General features: G+C 70.8%; 17 protein-coding genes. 5 read left to right on the plus strand and 12 right to left on the minus strand.

Translation table 11 applies throughout. The annotated features are described in order from the left end of the window. Positions 1 to 301: 301 nt before the first annotated feature. Positions 302 to 892: a CDP-alcohol phosphatidyltransferase family protein gene (locus tag ACFZBP_RS06935; RefSeq protein ID WP_391410667.1), complete on the plus strand. Its 591-nt coding sequence runs from the start codon at positions 302 to 304 to the stop codon at positions 890 to 892. Between the two features lie 62 nt (positions 893 to 954). Here the strand turns inward: ACFZBP_RS06935 and ACFZBP_RS06940 are convergent, their stop codons facing one another. After that, complete coding sequence (locus ACFZBP_RS06940) at positions 955 to 2238, minus strand: adenylosuccinate synthase (RefSeq protein WP_391410669.1); 1284 nt, start codon at positions 2236 to 2238, stop codon at positions 955 to 957. A gap of 196 nt (positions 2239 to 2434) precedes the next feature. On the opposite strand from ACFZBP_RS06940, the gene ACFZBP_RS06945 reads away from it, so the two are divergent. Further along, complete coding sequence (locus tag ACFZBP_RS06945; RefSeq protein ID WP_383456483.1) at positions 2435 to 3292, plus strand: diacylglycerol kinase family protein; 858 nt, start codon at positions 2435 to 2437, stop codon at positions 3290 to 3292. Between the two features lie 4 nt (positions 3293 to 3296). Here the strand turns inward: ACFZBP_RS06945 and ACFZBP_RS06950 are convergent, their stop codons facing one another. Together ACFZBP_RS06950 and ACFZBP_RS06955 are read right to left on the minus strand one after the other, a co-directional pair. Beyond that, positions 3297 to 3917: a Uma2 family endonuclease gene (locus ACFZBP_RS06950; protein ID WP_391410672.1), complete on the minus strand. Its 621-nt coding sequence runs from the start codon at positions 3915 to 3917 to the stop codon at positions 3297 to 3299. Between the two features lie 87 nt (positions 3918 to 4004). After that, on the minus strand, positions 4005 to 4502 hold the full coding sequence (locus ACFZBP_RS06955) for a GbsR/MarR family transcriptional regulator (RefSeq protein WP_383456477.1): 498 nt from the start codon (positions 4500 to 4502) through the stop codon (positions 4005 to 4007). A 97-nt stretch (positions 4503 to 4599) separates the two neighbouring features. On the opposite strand from ACFZBP_RS06955, the gene ACFZBP_RS06960 reads away from it, so the two are divergent. After that, positions 4600 to 5508: an ATP-binding cassette domain-containing protein gene (locus ACFZBP_RS06960; protein WP_391410675.1), complete on the plus strand. Its 909-nt coding sequence runs from the start codon at positions 4600 to 4602 to the stop codon at positions 5506 to 5508. Next, a complete protein-coding gene (locus ACFZBP_RS06965; protein ID WP_391410677.1) occupies positions 5505 to 7109 on the plus strand; it encodes an ABC transporter permease in 1605 nt (534 codons plus the stop codon). The genes ACFZBP_RS06960 and ACFZBP_RS06965 overlap by 4 nt, the downstream gene beginning before the upstream one ends. 9 nt (positions 7110 to 7118) lie before the next feature. Here ACFZBP_RS06965 and ACFZBP_RS06970 read toward each other — a convergent pair whose 3' ends face one another. The 9 genes from ACFZBP_RS06970 to ACFZBP_RS07010 form a co-directional block, all read right to left on the minus strand. Continuing rightward, positions 7119 to 7712, minus strand: a complete 594-nt coding sequence (locus tag ACFZBP_RS06970; RefSeq protein ID WP_391410679.1) for a Uma2 family endonuclease — start codon at positions 7710 to 7712, stop codon at positions 7119 to 7121. A gap of 88 nt (positions 7713 to 7800) precedes the next feature. Continuing rightward, positions 7801 to 9021 carry a cytochrome P450 gene (locus ACFZBP_RS06975; protein WP_391410681.1) on the minus strand — a complete coding sequence of 407 codons (1221 nt, stop codon included), beginning with the start codon at positions 9019 to 9021 and terminating at the stop codon, positions 7801 to 7803. Between the two features lie 63 nt (positions 9022 to 9084). Beyond that, positions 9085 to 9750: a response regulator gene (locus tag ACFZBP_RS06980; RefSeq protein WP_383456462.1), complete on the minus strand. Its 666-nt coding sequence runs from the start codon at positions 9748 to 9750 to the stop codon at positions 9085 to 9087. After that, positions 9747 to 11081 carry a histidine kinase gene (locus ACFZBP_RS06985; RefSeq protein ID WP_391410683.1) on the minus strand — a complete coding sequence of 445 codons (1335 nt, stop codon included), beginning with the start codon at positions 11079 to 11081 and terminating at the stop codon, positions 9747 to 9749. The genes ACFZBP_RS06980 and ACFZBP_RS06985 overlap by 4 nt, the downstream gene beginning before the upstream one ends. A gap of 167 nt (positions 11082 to 11248) precedes the next feature. Continuing rightward, positions 11249 to 11923 carry a response regulator gene (locus ACFZBP_RS06990; protein ID WP_383456455.1) on the minus strand — a complete coding sequence of 225 codons (675 nt, stop codon included), beginning with the start codon at positions 11921 to 11923 and terminating at the stop codon, positions 11249 to 11251. Between the two features lie 16 nt (positions 11924 to 11939). Further along, positions 11940 to 13286: a histidine kinase gene (locus tag ACFZBP_RS06995; RefSeq protein ID WP_391410686.1), complete on the minus strand. Its 1347-nt coding sequence runs from the start codon at positions 13284 to 13286 to the stop codon at positions 11940 to 11942. Next, entirely contained in the window at positions 13279 to 14532 is a 1254-nt protein-coding gene (locus ACFZBP_RS07000) for an acyltransferase family protein (protein WP_391410688.1), read from the minus strand. Before ACFZBP_RS07000 ends, ACFZBP_RS06995 begins: the two co-directional genes overlap by 8 nt. Further along, positions 14525 to 15538 (minus strand): alpha/beta hydrolase, encoded by a 1014-nt coding sequence (locus ACFZBP_RS07005; protein ID WP_391410690.1) that lies wholly within the window; start codon positions 15536 to 15538, stop codon positions 14525 to 14527. Before ACFZBP_RS07005 ends, ACFZBP_RS07000 begins: the two co-directional genes overlap by 8 nt. Positions 15539 to 15722: 184 nt before the next feature. Continuing rightward, complete coding sequence (locus ACFZBP_RS07010; protein WP_391410692.1) at positions 15723 to 16622, minus strand: prolyl oligopeptidase family serine peptidase; 900 nt, start codon at positions 16620 to 16622, stop codon at positions 15723 to 15725. Between the two features lie 209 nt (positions 16623 to 16831). Here ACFZBP_RS07010 and ACFZBP_RS07015 point away from each other — a divergent pair, with 209 nt between their 5' ends. Continuing rightward, positions 16832 to 17434 carry a TetR/AcrR family transcriptional regulator C-terminal ligand-binding domain-containing protein gene (locus ACFZBP_RS07015; protein ID WP_391410695.1) on the plus strand — a complete coding sequence of 201 codons (603 nt, stop codon included), beginning with the start codon at positions 16832 to 16834 and terminating at the stop codon, positions 17432 to 17434. The last annotated feature ends 2 nt before the right edge of the window (positions 17435 to 17436 follow it).

A 17436-nucleotide genomic window follows, 5' to 3' on the forward strand; every position in this document is an offset into this window, starting at 1 on the left:
ACCCGTGGAGCCGGACGACCCGCAGCCCTGGTGGCGCCGGCTGAGAGTTCGGCAGCAGAAGCCGAGCAGCCGTGGATCACTTCTGGTTGTTTCCGCCATTGCCGGAAATCGCGTGACCCCCTACAAAAGAAAGCCATGAGCGGCTGCGGCCGCGACGGGTCACCAATGTCCCGATATGCCTCAAATGCTATAGGGCGACCCATGACCGCCGGAATGGCGTGAGAACTCTGGTAACATCAGGTTCCATCTATACTTGGAATCAGAATTCTGGGCTTTGGGCGCCCCAGCTGGAGGCAGGGAAGTGGAAAAGGATCACCTTGACAAGGTATTGACGATCCCAAACGCTTTGAGTGCCCTGCGGGTTGCCGGAGTTCCGGTGTTCTTGTGGCTCGTTCTCCAGCCCTACTTCGGAAATCCGAGTCGCGACGGATGGGCAATCGCCCTGCTGGTGGTCAGTGGTGTCACTGATTACCTTGACGGGAAACTGGCTCGCCGATGGAACCAGATCACCCGCCTCGGCCAGGTTCTGGATCCGGCAGCCGACCGGCTCTATACGATTTCCACGCTGCTCGCGCTGGTCTTGCGGGACATCGTCCCTTGGTGGTTCCTGGCCCTGCTTCTCGCGCGTGACGTATTCATGGCCCTCAATATCGCCACCCTGCGGCGGATCGGATACGGACCGCTCAAGGTCAATTTCATCGGCAAGGCGGCCACCTTCAACCTCATGTACGCATTCCCCCTGCTCCTGTTGGCCGACGAAGGGGACGCGTTGGCTCAGTTTGCGAGCGTTTTCGGATGGGCGCTGGCGATTTGGGGAGCCGGGTTGTACTGGTGGTCTGCGGCTCTTTACACGACTCAGGTGCGCAGACTGAGCTTGGCCGCCGTCCGGTAGGTACACACAGAACTGCGCCGCGTCCGGAGGTCGGACGCGGCGCAGTTTCCATGACCACGGGTCTACAGGAACGAGTTGATCTCGATCGTCTCGTCCCGGCCCGGCCCGACGCCGATCGCGGAGATCGGCGCGCCGGACATCTCCTCCAGCGCCTTGACGTACGCCTGGGCGTTCTTCGGGAGGTCGGAGAAGGACTTGGCCTTGCTGATGTCCTCGCTCCAGCCCGGCAGCATCTCGTAGACCGGCTTCGCGTGGTGGAAGTCGGTCTGGGAGTACGGGAGCTCCTCGACGCGCTTGCCGTCGATCTCGTACGCCACGCAGACCGGGATCTGCTCCCAGCCGGTCAGGACGTCCAGCTTGGTGAGGAAGAAGTCGGTCAGGCCGTTCACGCGGGTCGCGTAGCGGGCGATGACCGCGTCGAACCAGCCGCAGCGCCGGTCACGGCCGGTGGTGACGCCCCGCTCGCCGCCGATGCGGCGCAGCGCCTCGCCGTCCTCGTCGAAGAGCTCGGTCGGGAAGGGACCGGAGCCGACGCGGGTCGTGTAGGCCTTGAGGATGCCGATGACCCGGCTGATCTTCGTCGGGCCGACGCCGGCGCCCGTGCAGGCACCGCCCGCGGTCGGGTTCGAGGAGGTGACGAACGGGTACGTCCCGTGGTCGATGTCGAGGAGGGTGCCCTGGCCGCCCTCGAAGAGGACCACCTTGTCGTCCTCGAGGGCCTGGTTGAGGATCAGGACCGTGTCGGCGACGAACGGCTTGATCTTCTCGGCGTAGCCCAGCAGCTCCTCGACCACCTGGTCGACGGCGATGGCACGCCGGTTGTACAGCTTGGTGAGCAGCTGGTTCTTGACGTCGAGGGCCGCCTCGACCTTCTGGGTGAGGATCGACTCGTCGTACAGGTCCTGCACACGGATCCCGACGCGGTTGATCTTGTCGGCGTAGGTCGGGCCGATGCCGCGACCGGTGGTGCCGATCTTCCGCTTGCCGAGGAAGCGTTCCGTCACCTTGTCCACCGTCACGTTGTACGGCGTGATGATGTGCGCGTTTCCGCTGATGAGGAGCTTGGACGTGTCGACGCCGCGCTCGTTCAGACCGCTCAGCTCGGAGAGCAGGACCGACGGGTCGACGACGACACCGTTGCCGATGACCGGGGTACACCCCGGGGACAGGATTCCGGAAGGGAGCAGGTGGAGGGCGTACTTCTGATCACCCACGACTACCGTGTGGCCGGCGTTGTTGCCGCCCTGGTAGCGCACCACATAGTCGACGGATCCGCCTAGCAGGTCCGTCGCCTTTCCCTTGCCTTCGTCACCCCACTGAGCACCGAGCAGCACAAGTGCGGGCACGCGCGTACACCCCTTCCGGGCGGGGCATGTCCAAGGTCAGGGGTGTACACGGAGGGTCTTGGCCGTGTACACCACGACAGGTCGCGACCGTCGTTGGCCGTGAACCGTCGGACCGGATGGCCCCGGAATAGACGAAGCCCCTGGCGCAATAGCGCAAGGGGCTCTTGCACAAAGATGCTACCCGAGGAAGCGAGGCATGGCCGAGGTGGCGACTTTCGCGATGTCCGATCAGCTGCTGGTGGTGATCGATCCGGTTGCCCGGCGGACGGACGGGGAGTCCGTCAGGATCGCGAAAGACGTGCTCAGCGCGGGTGCGGCCACGAAGGTGTGCCTGCCGGACGATCCCGACGAGTTCGCCCGCGCACTGACCCGCAGGGGTGCGCGGCGGCCCGTGGTCGTGGGCGACGACCGGGCGCTGACCCGTGCCGTGACGTTGCTGCACCGGCAGCGGGAGCTGGCCGGATGCGTGCTGTCGGTGGTGCCGGTCGGCGCCGCGCTGTCGCTGGCCGAATCCCTCGGGGTGCCGACGGGGGCGGTGGCGGCGGCCCGGGCCGTCCTGGACGGCGCTGAGCGGCGCCTGGACCTGCTCGTGGACGACAGCGACGGCGTGGTCCTCGGCGGGCTGCGGATCCCGCCGATACGGGACCCCGCCGCGTCGGCAGGGGCCACCGCGGTGGGGGCGGGTGCGGGACGACCCTGGCTGCGGACCTGCCAGTCCCTCGTACGGACCCTGGTGCCGGCCCGGGGCGACTCCCCGCCCCCGTCCGGCCCGTCCCGGCTCCGTGTCGAGGTCGACGGCACGACCCTGGTGGACCTCGACCAGCCGGTGGAGGCGGTGTCGGTGGCACCGGGCGCCGACGGGGTGGCCGAGGTGGAGGTGCGTCCGCTCTCGGTGGGGGCGGAGGCGTCGCCCTTGCTGGCCGCGGGCCGGACGGTGACCGTGTCGGGGGCGCATTTCCGGTACCGGGCGGACACGGAGGTGTCGGGGCCGGTGCGGACGCGGACGTGGGTGGTGCGGGAGGGGGCTTGGGGGCTTACGGTGCCGGCGGGGTGAGCGGTCAGGCCCCTTCCTGCTCTCCGGGTTCTTCTTCGTCCTCCTCCGGGGCCTGGAAGCCTTCGGTGTCGAGCGGGCAATCGAAGGGCTCCGGGAAGTAGAGCTTCTCGCCGAACGGCTTGGTGAGGTGTCCCTGGTATCCCTGCGGCGACGGCGACCAGTAGACGGTGGCCTGGCCTTCCTGCATGTCGAGAAGGAGGTAGATGGGGATGCCTGCCTTGCCGTAGACGTCGACCTTGTCAGTCAGGTCGTCGTTTCGGGTCGAAGGGGAAGTGAGCTCAGCGACGAACGAGAGGGCTTGCCCATCGAGGCGGTGGCTGGTGGTGCGGCGGGCACGTCGGTGAGCAGCGTGGATGTCGGGGCCACAAGCGCTTTCAAGGCCGGGGAACGAGTACAACAGGGGACCCCAAGTGATGCGGTGCTCCTCGGGGAGATGGGGGCGCAGCTGATCGCAGACCAGGTCCATCACATCCGCGTAATAGCCCTTCGACCACGGCGACACGACGATTCTTCCCCTGATGATCTCGGCCTTGTAGCCGTCGGGCACGTGCAGCTCGTCAAGGAGGTCCAGAAGCTCCTCGAAGTCGCTGCCGCTTATCACCGGTCGCTCTGCCATGAGTGTCATGATGCGCCCTCCACCTGGATACGGACCAGCCGCAACTCAGCGTAGTCATTCCACTACACCGGCGCAGTCGATCACCGGAATCGGAGATCAGCCCTGCCCGAACGTCTTCTCCCGGTGCACCCGCCAGCGCTCCATCATCGACGCGACCTCGACCTCGACGAACTCGAAGAAGGCGAGCGTCTCGGCCAGGCGGCGGCCTGCCGGGGTGTCCGCGCCGAGGCTGTTGACTCCCTCGCGCAGGGCCGCCTCCCATCGCTTCAGGACGGCTTCGCGGTTCGTGAGGGCCTCGTACCACTGGTCGCCGTGGACCCGGTAGCGCTCCCGGCGTGAGCCGGGCTCCCGCTCGCGGGACACCATGTGCGTCTGGGCGAGGTAGCGCACCGCGCCAGAGACGGCCGCGGGGCTGATCTGGAGCTGTTCGCTCAGTTCGGCGGAGGTCAGCACGCCCTTGTCGGAGGCGAGGAGGGCGGAGAAGACGCGGGCGGCCATGCGCTGCATGCCGGCCTCGACGAGCTGTGCCGCGAAGGACTCCACGAACTTCGACACGGACTCGGCGTCCCGGCCGGCTCCGGCTGATTCCGTCATGCGCGTGTCCGTGTGCCCATCCATGCGCCCATCCTATCGGGGTTTCATACGCTTCCTTAGCTTCACAAATTTCTGAAAGAAGCGTACGTTCTGAAGCATGACGAAGGCAATCACCGTCTCCGGACTGCACAAGTCGTTCGGCAGGACGCACGCGCTCGACGGCCTCGACCTGGAGGTCGAGACGGGCGAGGTCCACGGTTTCCTCGGCCCCAACGGCGCCGGCAAGTCCACCACCATCCGCGTCCTGCTCGGCCTGCTGCGCGCCGACTCGGGCGGCGCGCAGGTGCTCGGCCGCGACCCCTGGGCCGACGCGGTGGAGGTGCACCGGCGCATCGCCTACGTACCCGGTGACGTGACCCTGTGGCGCAACCTCTCCGGCGGCGAGGTCATCGACCTCTACGGCCGGCTGCGCGGCGGCCTCGACCAGCAGCGGCGGGCGGACCTGGTCGAACGCTTCGAACTGGACCCCACGAAGAAGGGCCGCACCTACTCCAAGGGCAACCGGCAGAAGGTCGCCCTCGTCGCCGCGTTCGCCTCCGACGTCGACCTGCTGATCCTCGACGAACCGACCTCCGGCCTGGACCCGTTGATGGAGGAGGTCTTCCAGCGCTGCGTCGAGGAGGAGCGCGAGCGCGGCCGCACGGTCCTGCTCTCCTCGCACATCCTCAGCGAGGTCGAGGAACTCTGCGACCGGGTCAGCATCATCCGCAAGGGCCGTACCGTCGAAAGCGGTTCGCTCGCCGACCTGCGCCATCTGACGCGGACGAGCGTCACGGCCGAACTCGTCGGCCCGCCCAACGGACTGTCACGTCTGCCGGGCGTCCACGACCTCGCCGTCCAGGGCCGGCGCGTCCGCCTCCAGGTCGACACCGACAAACTCGACGCCGTACTGCGCTCGCTCAGCGAGTCCGGCGTCCGGTCGCTGACCTCGACGCCGCCGACGCTGGAGGAACTGTTCCTGCGGCACTACCAGGACGACCTGCCGGAAGAGGTGGCCGCACGATGACCGCCACCGCCTTCGACGTACGGCCGACGGGCTCGCGCCAACTGGCGGGCACCGGAACGCTGTTGCGCTTCGCACTGCGCCGCGACCGGCTGATGATCCCGGTCTGGGTGGGCGTGAACGCCCTCATGATCCTCTCCATGCCGAACACCCTGGAGAACCTCTACGACAGCCCCGCCGACCGCGCCGGCCTCGTCCAGGACACCGCCACCAACGCCTCCTTCCGCGCCCTGATCGGCCCGGTCTTCGACGACTCCATCGGCGCGCTGACGGCCTGGCGGGTCGGCGTGTACGCGGGCGCCCTCGCGGCCGTACTGAGCATGCTCCTCGTCGTACGGCACACCCGGGACGAGGAGGAGAGCGGCCGTCAGGAGCTGGTGGCGTCCGGGATGGTGGGCCGCAGGGCCTCCCTGACGGCGGCCCTGCTGACGGCGGCCGTCGCGAACGCCGTACTGGCGCTGCTGGTCACGGCCGGGCTCGCCGGCCAGGGCGCCGCCGGGGCACTGGCCCTCGGACTCGGGCTCGCCGGGGTCGGCATGGTCTTCGCCACGCTGGCCGCGATCGTCGCCCAGTTCACGGAGAGCGCGCGGCTGGCGCGAGGGCTGACGGCGGGGCTGGTGGGCGCCGCGTTCGTACTGCGCGCGGCGGGCGACTCGACGTCGGACGACGGTTCGTCGGCGCTGACGTGGGTGTCGCCGTTGGGCTGGCTGGAGAACCTGCGGCCGTTCGCGGGCGAGCGGTGGTGGGTGCTGCTGCTGTTCGCGGGGGCCGCTCTGACGCAGGGTGCGGTGGCGTACGAGCTCGCCGGGCGCCGGGACGTCGGCATGAGCTTCCTGCCCGCACGCCCCGGTCCCGCCGACGGCCGCCTCGCCACTGCCGCGGGGCTGGCCTGGCGGCTGCAGCGCGGGAGCGTGCTCGGCTGGTCGATCGGCTTCTTCCTCGCCGGGGTCGTCTACGGCGGGCTGACCGACGGGGTGGCCGATCTGGTCGGGGACAACGACAACGCTCGGGAGATCTTCGAGCGGATGGGCGGACAGGCCGGCATCACGGACGCGTTCCTGGCGTCGATGGTGGGGATGCTGGGGCTCATCGCCGCGCTGTATGTGGTGGCGTCGGTGCTGCGGCTGCACGGCGAGGAGACCTCGGGGCGGGCGGAGCCTTTGCTGGCCAACGCCGTCGGCCGACTGCGCTGGGCCGCGGGCCACCTGGTGATCGCCTTCGCCGGGTCCGCACTGATCATGCTGCTCGCCGGTCTGGGCTTCGCGGCCGGCTACGGCAAGCAGGTCGGCCCGATCCTGGGTGCCTGCCTGGTGCAGCTCCCGGCGGTGTGGGTCGTCGGCGGGCTGACGGTCCTGCTGTACGGGGTGCTGCCGCGGGCGGCGACGGCGGCGTGGGGAGTGGCCGGGGCGGTGCTGCTGATCGGCTGGGTGGGGCCCGCGCTGGACGTTCCACAGGCGGTGCTGGACCTGTCGCCGTTCGGACATCTGCCGAAGCTGCCGGGCGGGGGGATGGAGTGGGGGGCGGTGCTGGTGCTGCTGGCGCTGGCGGCCGCGCTCACCGCCTCAGGGCTGGCGGGGTTGCGGCGGCGGGACATGACGACTTGAGGTAGCGGCTCAGTCGACGTACTGCTTGAGTTCCTCAGTGTCGAGTTCGATGCCGACGGGATCTGGGAGGGTGACCTTGCCGCCAAGCCTGACCACGTGGATGTCCCGGTACCCATCCTCCACGTCCGGATCGCTGTGCACGAGGATGGACAAGTTGTCCCGGTCGATCAGCAGATAGACCGGGATACCTGCCTCGGCGTACGCCCGAGGCTTCTCGATCCGGTCGCGCTTATGGGTGTCCGAGTCGTAGGACGTGATTTCGACCGCCATCAGCACGCCCCGGGGGTCCGCCCACTCCCCCTGGCCCACGAAATGATCAACAGGGGCGAGCACCCCATCAGGCCGGGCCCGACCCTTGCGGTAGGCCTCCACCTTGATCCCTTGCAAAGGGTTGAGGTCCAAGTCGGGCCGAGCACGCATGCACTGACGGATTAGCCACATGGTGATCGTGTTGTGGTTGCCGTTTGTCACTTTCTTGAGCCCGATCCGTCCGTCGACGAACTCGAACCTGACGGTCTCGTCCTCCCTCTCGGCGAACTCGGCGATCCGCTCGAACATGTCCACCGACAACTGAGACGACGCACGCTCTGCCATAACCGTCATGGTGCCTCCCTTCGCAGGCAGGCACCAGCTTGACGAGCCGCCGACGACCATCGATCAGGATTCGCTCGGCGATCATCCGACTGAGTGATCACCCCACCTCGACACGCAACCCCTCCAACCCCCGAATCACAAAGTGCGGCTTCCGCGCCGGCTCCGCGGCAAGTCGCAGCGTCGGCGCCTGTTCCAGCAGCGCCGTCATCGACGCCGCCAGCTCGATCCGGGCCAGCGGCGCCCCGATGCAGTAGTGGATGCCGGCGCTGAAGGAGATGTGCGGGTTCTCCTCGCGGGTGAGGTCGAGGCGGGCGGGGTCCGCGAAGACCTCGGGGTCGTGGTTCGCGGAGCCGAACAGCATCGCGATCTCCGCGCCCCGCGGGATCACCGTGCCGTCGATCTCGATCTCGTCCAGGACCCAGCGTTCGAAGAGCTGCAGCGGGGTGTCGTAGCGCATCAGCTCCTCGATCGCCGACGGGATCAGGGAGTGGTCCGCGCGCAGGGCCGCGAGCTGGCCGGGGTTGCGGAACAGGGCCCACCAGCCGTTGACCGTGGCGTTCACCGTGGCCTCGTGTCCGGCGTTGAGGAGGAGGACGGCCGTGGAGATCATCTCCTGCTCGGTGAGGCGGTCGCCCTCGTCGTGCGCCTGGATCAGGCCCGAGATCAGGTCGTCCCCCGGCTCCTTGCGACGGGCCGCGATCAGCTCGCGGAGGTACTCCGAGAACTCGACCGAGGCCCGGACCGCCTTCGTGGCCGTCTCCTGCGACGGGTTCAGCTCGTACATTCCGCAGATGTCCGCCGACCAGGGCCGCAGCGGCGCCCGGTCCGACTCGGGGATGCCCAGCATCTCGGCGATCACCGCGACCGGCAGCGGCTCGGCCACGTCCGTCAGCAGGTCGCCGCCGCCCGCCTCGACCAGCCCGGCCACCAGCTCGCCCGCCAACTGCCGCACATACGGCCTCAGCCGCTCCACCGTGCGCGGCGTGAACGCCTTCGACACCAGCCGTCGGATCCTGGTGTGGTCCGGCGGCTCCAGATCGAGCATCCCGTGGTCGTTGAGGACATGGAACGGCTCGTGCTCCGCCGGCGGCGCCGTCCGCCCGAAGTCCTCATGGGTGAACCGGTGCTGGTACGTCCGGCCCAGGCGGCGGTCGCGCAGCAGCGCCGACACGTCCGCGTGGTGCGGGACCAGCCACTGGTTCGTTGGCTCGTAGTAGTGCACCCGGCCCCGGGCACGCAGTTCGGCGTAGGCGGGGTACGGGTCGGCCAGGAACGCCGGGTCCCACGGGTCGAAGACGAGGGCGGAAGGAGCTGCCATGTCCGGACGTTAGCCCGGGCTCCCCCTGTCTGACCAGGGGTTCGGGCGGCAGGGGCGTGCCGTTCAGCCCGGTGTGACCAGCCGTGCCTCGTACGCGAACACCGCCGCCTGCGTACGGTCCCGCAGGCCCAACTTGACCAGGATCCGGCTGACGTGGGTCTTGATCGTCGACTCGGCGACCACCAGCCGCTCGGCTATCTCCGAGTTCGACAGGCCCTGTGCGATCAGCACGAGCACCTCGGTCTCCCGCTCGGTCAGGTCGCCGTACGCCGCGTGCGCGGAGGACATCAGGCGCGGGGAGTCGGACAGCTTGGAGAACTCCGTGATCAGCCGCCGGGTGACGGAGGGCGCGAGGAGGGCCTCGCCGGCCGCCACCACCCTGACCCCGTCGGCGAGCTGGCGGGCCGAGGCGTCCTTCAGCAGGAAGCCGGAGGCGCCCGCGCGCAGCGCCTGGTACACGTACTCGTCGAGGTCGAAGGTGGTCAGCACCAGCACCTTGGACGTGCTGTCGGCGGCGACGATCTCGCGGGTCGCCTCGATGCCGTTCAGCTCCGGCATGCGGATGTCCATCAGCACGATGTCGGGGGAGAGCTCACGGACCCGGTCCACCGCCTCCCGGCCGTTGACCGCCTCGCCGACGACCTCGATGTCCGGCATCGCGTTCAGCAGGACCGAGAAGCCTTCGCGCACCATCATCTGGTCGTCCGCGATCAGCACGCGGATGCTCATGAGCCGTCCTCTGTCGTCGTGGCGACCGGCAGGAACACGGCCACCTCGTAGCCGCCGTCCTTCGTCCGGCCCGCCGTCATCTCACCGGCCAGCATGGTGACGCGTTCGCGCATCCCGGTGATGCCGTGCCCCGCACCCGGTGAGGGCTTCACCAGGGACGGCGCGGGCGGCGGGCCGTTGACTATGCGCAGTCCGAGGCCGCCGAGCACGTACCCGATCTCCACCCGGGCGCTCGCGCCGGGCGCGTGCCGCAGGCTGTTGCTGAGTGCCTCCTGCACGATCCGGTACGCCGACAGCTCCACGCCCGGCGGCAGCTCGCGGACGGCGCCGGTCGTCGTCTTCTCGACGGTCAGTCCCGCGTCCCGCACGTTCGCCAGGAGCGCGTCCAGGTCGGCCAGGGTGGGCTGCGGGGCGTCCGGCGCCTCGTAGTCCTCGGCTCGGACGACGCCCAGGATGCGGCGCAGTTCGGTGAGCGCCGCCACCGCGTTCTCCCGGATGGTGACGAAGGCCCGCTCCAGCTCCGGCGGTGGGTTCTCCACCCGGTAGGGGGCGGCCTCCGCCTGGATGGCGACGACCGACATGTGGTGGGCGACGACGTCGTGCAGCTCCCGCGCGATCGTCGTGCGCTCCTCCAGCAGGGTCCGCTTGGAGCGCTCCTGCGCGGTCACGGTCAGCTGGGCGGTGACCTCCTGCCGGGCGTCGCGGCGTATGTGCCACAGGGCGACGACGAGGAGGACCATCGTGGAGATGACCATCATGGGGCCGGTGTTCGTGCCGTAGTAGCCGCCGCCGAGACCGGCGTCCGCCATGAGGCCGTACGCCCCCGTCACCCCCCACATCCATGCCGCCGTGCGGGGCCTGGTGCGGATGGCGACGACCGTCAGCACGGTCAGATGGCAGGCGAGGCTGCCCGGCATCCACGGCCACTCGCCCGCGCCGCCGATCACGGCGACGACCGGGGTGGCGGCCATGGACAGCCAGAACGCTCCGACGGGCCGTGCCATGGTCAGCAGGATCGGGATCGCGCAGAGCGGTCCCACCAGCAGGGCCGGCCCGTTGGTGTCGACACTGCCGATGAACATGGTGAGCATGGCCACCGCGGTGATCACGGCGTGCGGTGTCCAGGCCGCGTACTCGCGCAGACGGCTGGGCAGCCGGCGGGTCAGCGGGCCGTCCACCCGCATCCGCCGCAGCGGACGGTAGGCGAAGGCGTCGTGGAACAGGTCCTGCCGCAGCCCTTGCAGGGCGTCCGCGGCCAGCCGGAACTCCGGGCTGCGCGGCTTGGGCCCGTCCCCCGGCGGCGGTGTCTGCAGGTGAGTCGTCTCGGTCACGTACAGAAAGGTAGGCGCAAGGCGGTGTCGCGGTCGTCCCCAGTGAGAGGGGTCACCGCAGGTCCATCTCAGGTACTACGGGTATCGCCGCTGGTGGCACCCGGATGTGGCGTTCGGAACGGGACGGCCGGGACGCGGCGGCGAGGACGGGACGGCGGGGCCCGCGCTCAGCGTCCCGAGGGCCGCACCAGACCCGACTCGAACGCGAACACCGCCGCCTGCGTCCGGTCCCGCAGCCCCAGCTTCACCAGGATCCGGCCCACATGGGTCTTCACGGTCTGCTCGGCCACGACCAGGCGCTCGGCGATCTCCGCGTTCGACAGGCCCTGCGCGATCAGCGCGAGCACCTCCGTCTCGCGTTCGGTCAGCTCACCGACCCGCTGCTTCAGCGGGGCCCGGGGCCGCTTGTCCAGGCGGGAGAACTCGGTGATCAGACGGCGGGTGATGCCCGGCGCGAGGAGGGCGTCACCGGCCGCCACGACCCGGACCGCCTCGGCCAGCTGGTCGGCGGAGGCGTCCTTCAGCAGAAACCCCGAGGCGCCCGCGCGCAGCGCCTCGTACACGTACTCGTCGAGGTCGAAGGTGGTCAGCACCAGCACCCTGATCTGCGGTGTCGCCGTGGTGATGCGGCGGGTGGCCTCGATGCCGCCGAGCTCGGGCATCCGGATGTCCATCAGGACGACGTCGGGGGTGAGCTCGGCGACCTTCTCGACCGCGTCCAGGCCGTCGACCGCCTGGCCGACCACGTCGATGTCGGGCTTGGTGTTGAGCAGCACGGTGAATCCCTGCCGGACCATCTGCTGGTCGTCGGCGATGAGTACGCGGATGGGGCTGCTCGTCATGGGGTCGGTTCTCCTGTCAGGGGTGGACGGTCGGCGGGGCGTCGCCCCGCGGGAGGAAGGCCGACACCGCGAAACCGCCCTGCTCGGTGGGGGCCGCGGTGAGCCGGCCACCCAGCATCGTCGCTCGCTCGCGCATGCCCAGCAGACCGTGTCCCGCCCCGGGGGACGGCGGCACGGCCCGTTGCGGACGGGAGTTGACGACGCCCAGACTCAGCCCGTGGAAGTCGTGGGAGATCTCGACCCGCACCTCCGATCCGGGGGCGTGCCGCAGCGCGTTGCTGAGCGCCTCCTGGACGATCCGGTAGGCGGACAGCTCCACTCCCGTGGGGTAGGGGGCAGCCTCGCCGCTGACGTCGGTGACGACGTCCAGTCCGGCGGCACGGGTGTTCTCGATGAGGGCGTCGAGCCGGTCGAGCATGGGCTGGGGGGCGTCGGGGGCGGCTCCGGTGCCGGGCTCGCCGAGGCCGTAGGGGTCCTCGCGGTTCTCTGAGCGCAGGACGCCCAGCACATGGCGCAGTTCGGTGAGCGCGTCCAGGGCGTTCTGCCGGATGCCCGCGAGGTTCTCCTTCAGCTCCTCGGAGGGGTTCTCCACCAGATGCGGGGCGACCTGGGCCTGGATGGAGATCACCGACATGTGGTGGGCGACCACGTCGTGCAGTTCGCGGGCGATGTTGGCGCGCTCCTCCAGCAGGGTGCGCCGGGCCCGCTCCTCGGCGGTGATCGTGGCCTGCCGGCCGAGTTCGGCCTTGGCCTCCCTGCGACCGCGCAGCGCCATGCCGAGCGCCGCGGCGACCGCGAACAGCAGGATGGCGAGCACCGCAGTGCCCTGCTGCTCCGGCGCGCCCACGATGTTGTGCAGCACGTAGGTGACCAGCAGGGACACGGCGAGCGCCTCGGCCGCCACCCGCGCGGGCACGCGCAGGGCGAGCAGCAGCAGTACGACGAGGTGCGCGATGAGCCCGGCCGCCGTCCACGGCCAGGTGAAATCATGCGCGTCCCCCGCCAGCAGCCGCTGGCGCACCATGAGGGCGCCGAGCAGGGTGGCCGCCAGCGACAGCCACCAGGCCGGGATCGGCCGCCGCAGGGCGAGCACCACCGCGCCGCCCTGGGCGATCGCGATCGGGAAGGCCAGCCCGAAGGCCAGCCGCCCGTTGTCCTGGAGCTGTGCCGTGTCGCCGATGGTGATGCCGAGCGCGGCCAGGCACAGGACGGCGTGCGGCAGCAGGCGCAACCGGCCGGAGCGGGGCAGCGGGTCGGCCTCGAGGGTCCACAGGTCGTCGCGCAGTACGCGCAGCCAGCGCCGCACTCGGCTCGCGAACGAGCGCTGGGTCCCCGTCTCCGTCACGTGTCCAACCCTAGGCATGGTGGTGTTCCTTCATGTCACTGCCGCGAGCGGCCGGGCGGGACCGGACGATCCTGGACCGGCGGCCGGTGCAGCGGCGGGGGCCCTGTTCATAGCCGCGGAACGCCGTCCAGCACAGGGCCAGGGCCAGGGTGAACAGGGGCAGCCAGGCCAGGCGGGCCGCCACCCAGCCCAGGTCGTCGGGGGCGGTGTGCAGGCCGGGGAGGTGGCCCGTCGGCAGGAGGGTGGCCGTGGTGGCCATCAGGGCCGTCTGGTGCCAGAGGAAGACCGTCATCGCGGACAGGTCGAGCAGGGCCACCGCCGCCCAGGCCAGCGGACGGCTCATCGCGCGGCGCAGGGGTTCGCGCAGCAGCAGGGCGAGGCCGCACTGGGCCAGCCCGAAGGCCACGGCGGCCAGCGTCGGCGGGTTGAGGTTGGAGATGCCCGCGCCGGGGACGCCGAGCATCGACGCCGGATAGCCCGCCCAGACGACCAGCGCGGCCGTCGTCGCCGCGCCGCCCGTCAGCAGTATCCAGCCCGCACGACGGCGCTCCAGCTCACCGCGGGTCCAGGCCGCGCCCAGGGTGTACGGCACCAGCCAGCCGGCCGCCACGTTCACCCAGCCGAGCCAGGCCGGGGCGCCCAGTCCGAAGCGGAGGAGGTCCACATGGAGGACGACGGCCAGGGGCCACAGAGGGTTGAGCCGGAGCAGGAGCGGCGTCGCCGCCGTCAGCGCCGCGAAGACCAGCAGGAACCACAGGGGGGACAGAGCCAGTCCGGCCAGGGTGTGGATCGTGTCGACGTCCGTGCCCGACAGGAACAGCAGAGCCGACACCGCTGTCCACAGGGTGAGGACGGCCGCCACGGGTTTGAACAGGCGGGACAGCCGGCACCTCAGCCACCGCCCGTACGTTGTCCCGCGCGCCCGGGCCGAGGTGTAGCCGCGGGTCGCGACATGGCCGCCGACCAGGAAGAACACGGCGAGCGTCTGGAAGACCCAGGAGATCGGGGCCAGCCAGGGCAGGTGCCGCAGCGGGCTCGCGGTGTGCAGGCCGGTGCCGTCACCGTCCGCCACCAGCGCCGTGACCAGCCAGTGGCCGAGGACCACGCCGAGAATGGCGAAGGCCCGCAGGGCGTCGACGGCCCGGTCCCGTCGGGCGGGGGTGGCGGCGTCGACGCGGGCGGCGCCCCGCCGGACGCCCGTCAACAGGGACGACGGGGATGACAGGGACGGCGGGGACGCTGTGGACGCCGTGGACTCAGACATGGGGTGCCTCCGGAGTCTGGCCGAGGACGATGCGGGTCAGGTTCGCCAGGGAGGTCGAACCCGGCCGGAAGTAGTCGCTGTGACCGCCCGTGCCCGCCGCGAAGACCCGGGCGCCGAAGGACGGGGAGACCGGGTCGGTGCCGAAACCGACCGTCGTGCCGAGCAGGTCGAGCCTGATGTGCGGGACCTCCGCCACCCAGTCGTCGCTGCCGCGGGCCGCCCAGACGCGGGCCGGGGTGCGCAGGGCAGCGGCGGTGTCGGCGCCGGTGCCGGGGCTGCCGACCAGGGCGATGTCGTCCACGGCGAGGTGGGGGGCGGCGCGCCCGCAGACCACCGAGCCGTAGGAGTGGCACAGCAGGGAGACGCGCGCCTGCTTGCCGGCCGTCACCGCACGCAGCTGCCGTACGAACTCCCGTAGCCTCGGGGCCGCTTCCTCAGCCCGGCCCGGCGTCGTGACCGTGGTGCTGACCGTGGCCGGTGTCTCGTAGCCGAGCCAGGCCACCACCGCGGTGCGCGTGCCCCGCGGGGCCTGCCGGGTGAGCCGCTCGTGCAGGGCGCGGGCGGCGTCGCGGAAACGGTCGTATGTGTCGATGGAGGTGTCGGATCCGGGCACCAGCACGGCGACACGGTCGGCCCGCGCCAGGTCACCGAAGACCTCCGTCGCCATGCCTGCGCCACGGCCGTCGAAGGAGAGGAAGTGCCGGGCCGGGTCGGCCATCGCACGGTCCGCGGCGGCGCGTTCACGGTCACCGTGCGCCGCGGCCATACGGGACGCCTCGGCGGCGTTGGCCCGATTCGCGGCGTACGCCTCGTCCAGCGTCGCCGCTGTCACCGGGGTGGCCAGGGCGGCCGGGACCGGAGCGGGTATCTCCGGGCGCGAGGCCCCGGACAGCGGGACGACCACGGCACCGGTGATCAGCGCGGCGAGGAGGGCCCGTCGCAGTCTGTGGGGCCGGCGGCCCTTGTCCGACGCGTTCGCCTCGGCGGCTTCCGCAGTGCGCCCCATGGTCGACTTCCCTTCCCGTCCGCCCGGCCATCGGGCTTGTCTGGAGGGGAAGTTACGGATCGGCCTCGGTCGTCCGCGTCACGCCAGGGAGCTCACCTGCGACGTAGCTCTCAGGTATTACGGGTATGAAGGGGCCTACCCCTTCCGGGAGGCTTCCGGGACCTTCCGGGAGACACTCACCGTCTCACCACGCCAACTGCGCGATCTCCTCCACCACCACCGCGCACGCGTCCGCCGCCGGATCGATCAGCGGGAAGTGGCCGACCTCTTCCAGCAGCGTCAGCCCGACCATCTCCCCCGCCTTCGCCGCCGCGTCCGCGTAGGACTCTGCGACCGCCTGCGGGACGACGTCGTCAGCGCGGCCCTGGACGAGGGTGGTCGCGATGCCGGTCGGGAGCAGGAGCGCGGGATCGGCGTAGGGCTGCCGCTCGGCGAACTCCACTGCCCCGCCGAGGAGTTGCCGCGCGGCGCCCCCGCAGACGTCCAGCTTGACGGCGACCGTGAAGTCGGCGATCGGGGCCAGGGCGACCACGCCGCGCAGGGGCGCGGGTCGGTCGGTGCGCCAGGAGGAGTCGGCGGGCAGGACATGGCGGGCCGCGGCCCAGAGGGCCAGGTGGCCGCCGGCGGAGTGGCCGGTGAGGACGGTGCGGCGCGGGTCGGCCTGTGGGAGCGTCTCCCGTACGAGCGCGGGCAGCGCGTCCAGCGCGGCGGCGATGTCGTCGAAGGTGTCCGGCCACCGCCCGGCGACCGGCCCGCCGACGGCACCCGCATCACCCGAGCCGTCCCCGGCCTCCGCCCCCCGCCGGTACTCCACGTTGGCCACCGCGAACCCCCGCCGCGCGAGGAAGTCCGCGAACGGCGTGACATGCCGCCGGTCGTACGGCGTCCGCCAAGCCCCGCCGTGCAGGACGACGACCAGCGGGACCTGGTCGCCGGGAGTGGACTCACCGCGTGGCGCGTAGAAGTCGATCACCTGGTCGGGATGGTCACCGTAGGTGGCGATGGCGTCGGGGTCGACGGGCGGGTGCGAGAAGACGGACTCCTCTTCGGCGGCGGCCCGGGCTGCTGCGACGTCGTCCGGCATGCTCCAACCTCTCAGCGACGAAACGGTTTTGGACGGAAGCGGGGGTGGCGGACCAGGTGGGAATTCGGCCGTTGGCGGGGACGGTATCAGGCGGGTGACGTGCGTGGACACGCGGATGTCACGCTGGGTGAGGGGTAAACGGTTCTGTCGTTTCGTTACGCTGTCCTCGCGGCCGCGCCGCAGCCCGTCCCCGCACCAAGGAGGCCGATATGTCCGCCGAACCCGGCACCGTACGTCCCGGAGGGCGCACCGCGCGTGTCCGTGCGGCCGTGCTGCGGACGGCCGGGGACATCCTGGTGGAACAGGGTTTCGACGGCCTCGATCTCGCCGACGTGGCCCGCCGCGCCGAGGTCGGCAAGACGACCGTGTACCGCCGCTGGGGCTCGGTGACCGGGCTGGTGGCCGACCTGCTCGCCGACATGGCCGAACAGTCGCTGCCGCGCGAGGAGACCGGGTCCGTCCTGGGGGACCTGCGGGCCAACGCCGCTCTGGTGCAGCGGACGTTGGCCGATCCCCGCCAGGGCGCCCTGTTCCGCGCCGTCATCGCCGCCGCGACCTGCGACGAACGTACGGCGCAGGCGCTCCGCCGGTTCTACGAGGTGCGGGTGGCCGAGTGGGCGCCGTGCGTCGAACAGGGCGTCGCGCGGGGCGAGTTGCCGGTCGGGACGGACGCCGAGGAGGTCGTACGGGCGGTGTCGGCGCCCCTCTACTACCAGTTGCTGACGACCGGCGTGGTCCCCGACACCCCCGCCGCGGAGCGCGCCGCGCGGGCCGCGCACGCGGCTGCGGTGGCAGGGGCGTACGTCGTTTGACG

It is taken from the genome of Streptomyces sp. NPDC008086 (assembly GCF_042957325.1).
Lineage (GTDB): Bacteria > Actinomycetota > Actinomycetes > Streptomycetales > Streptomycetaceae > Streptomyces.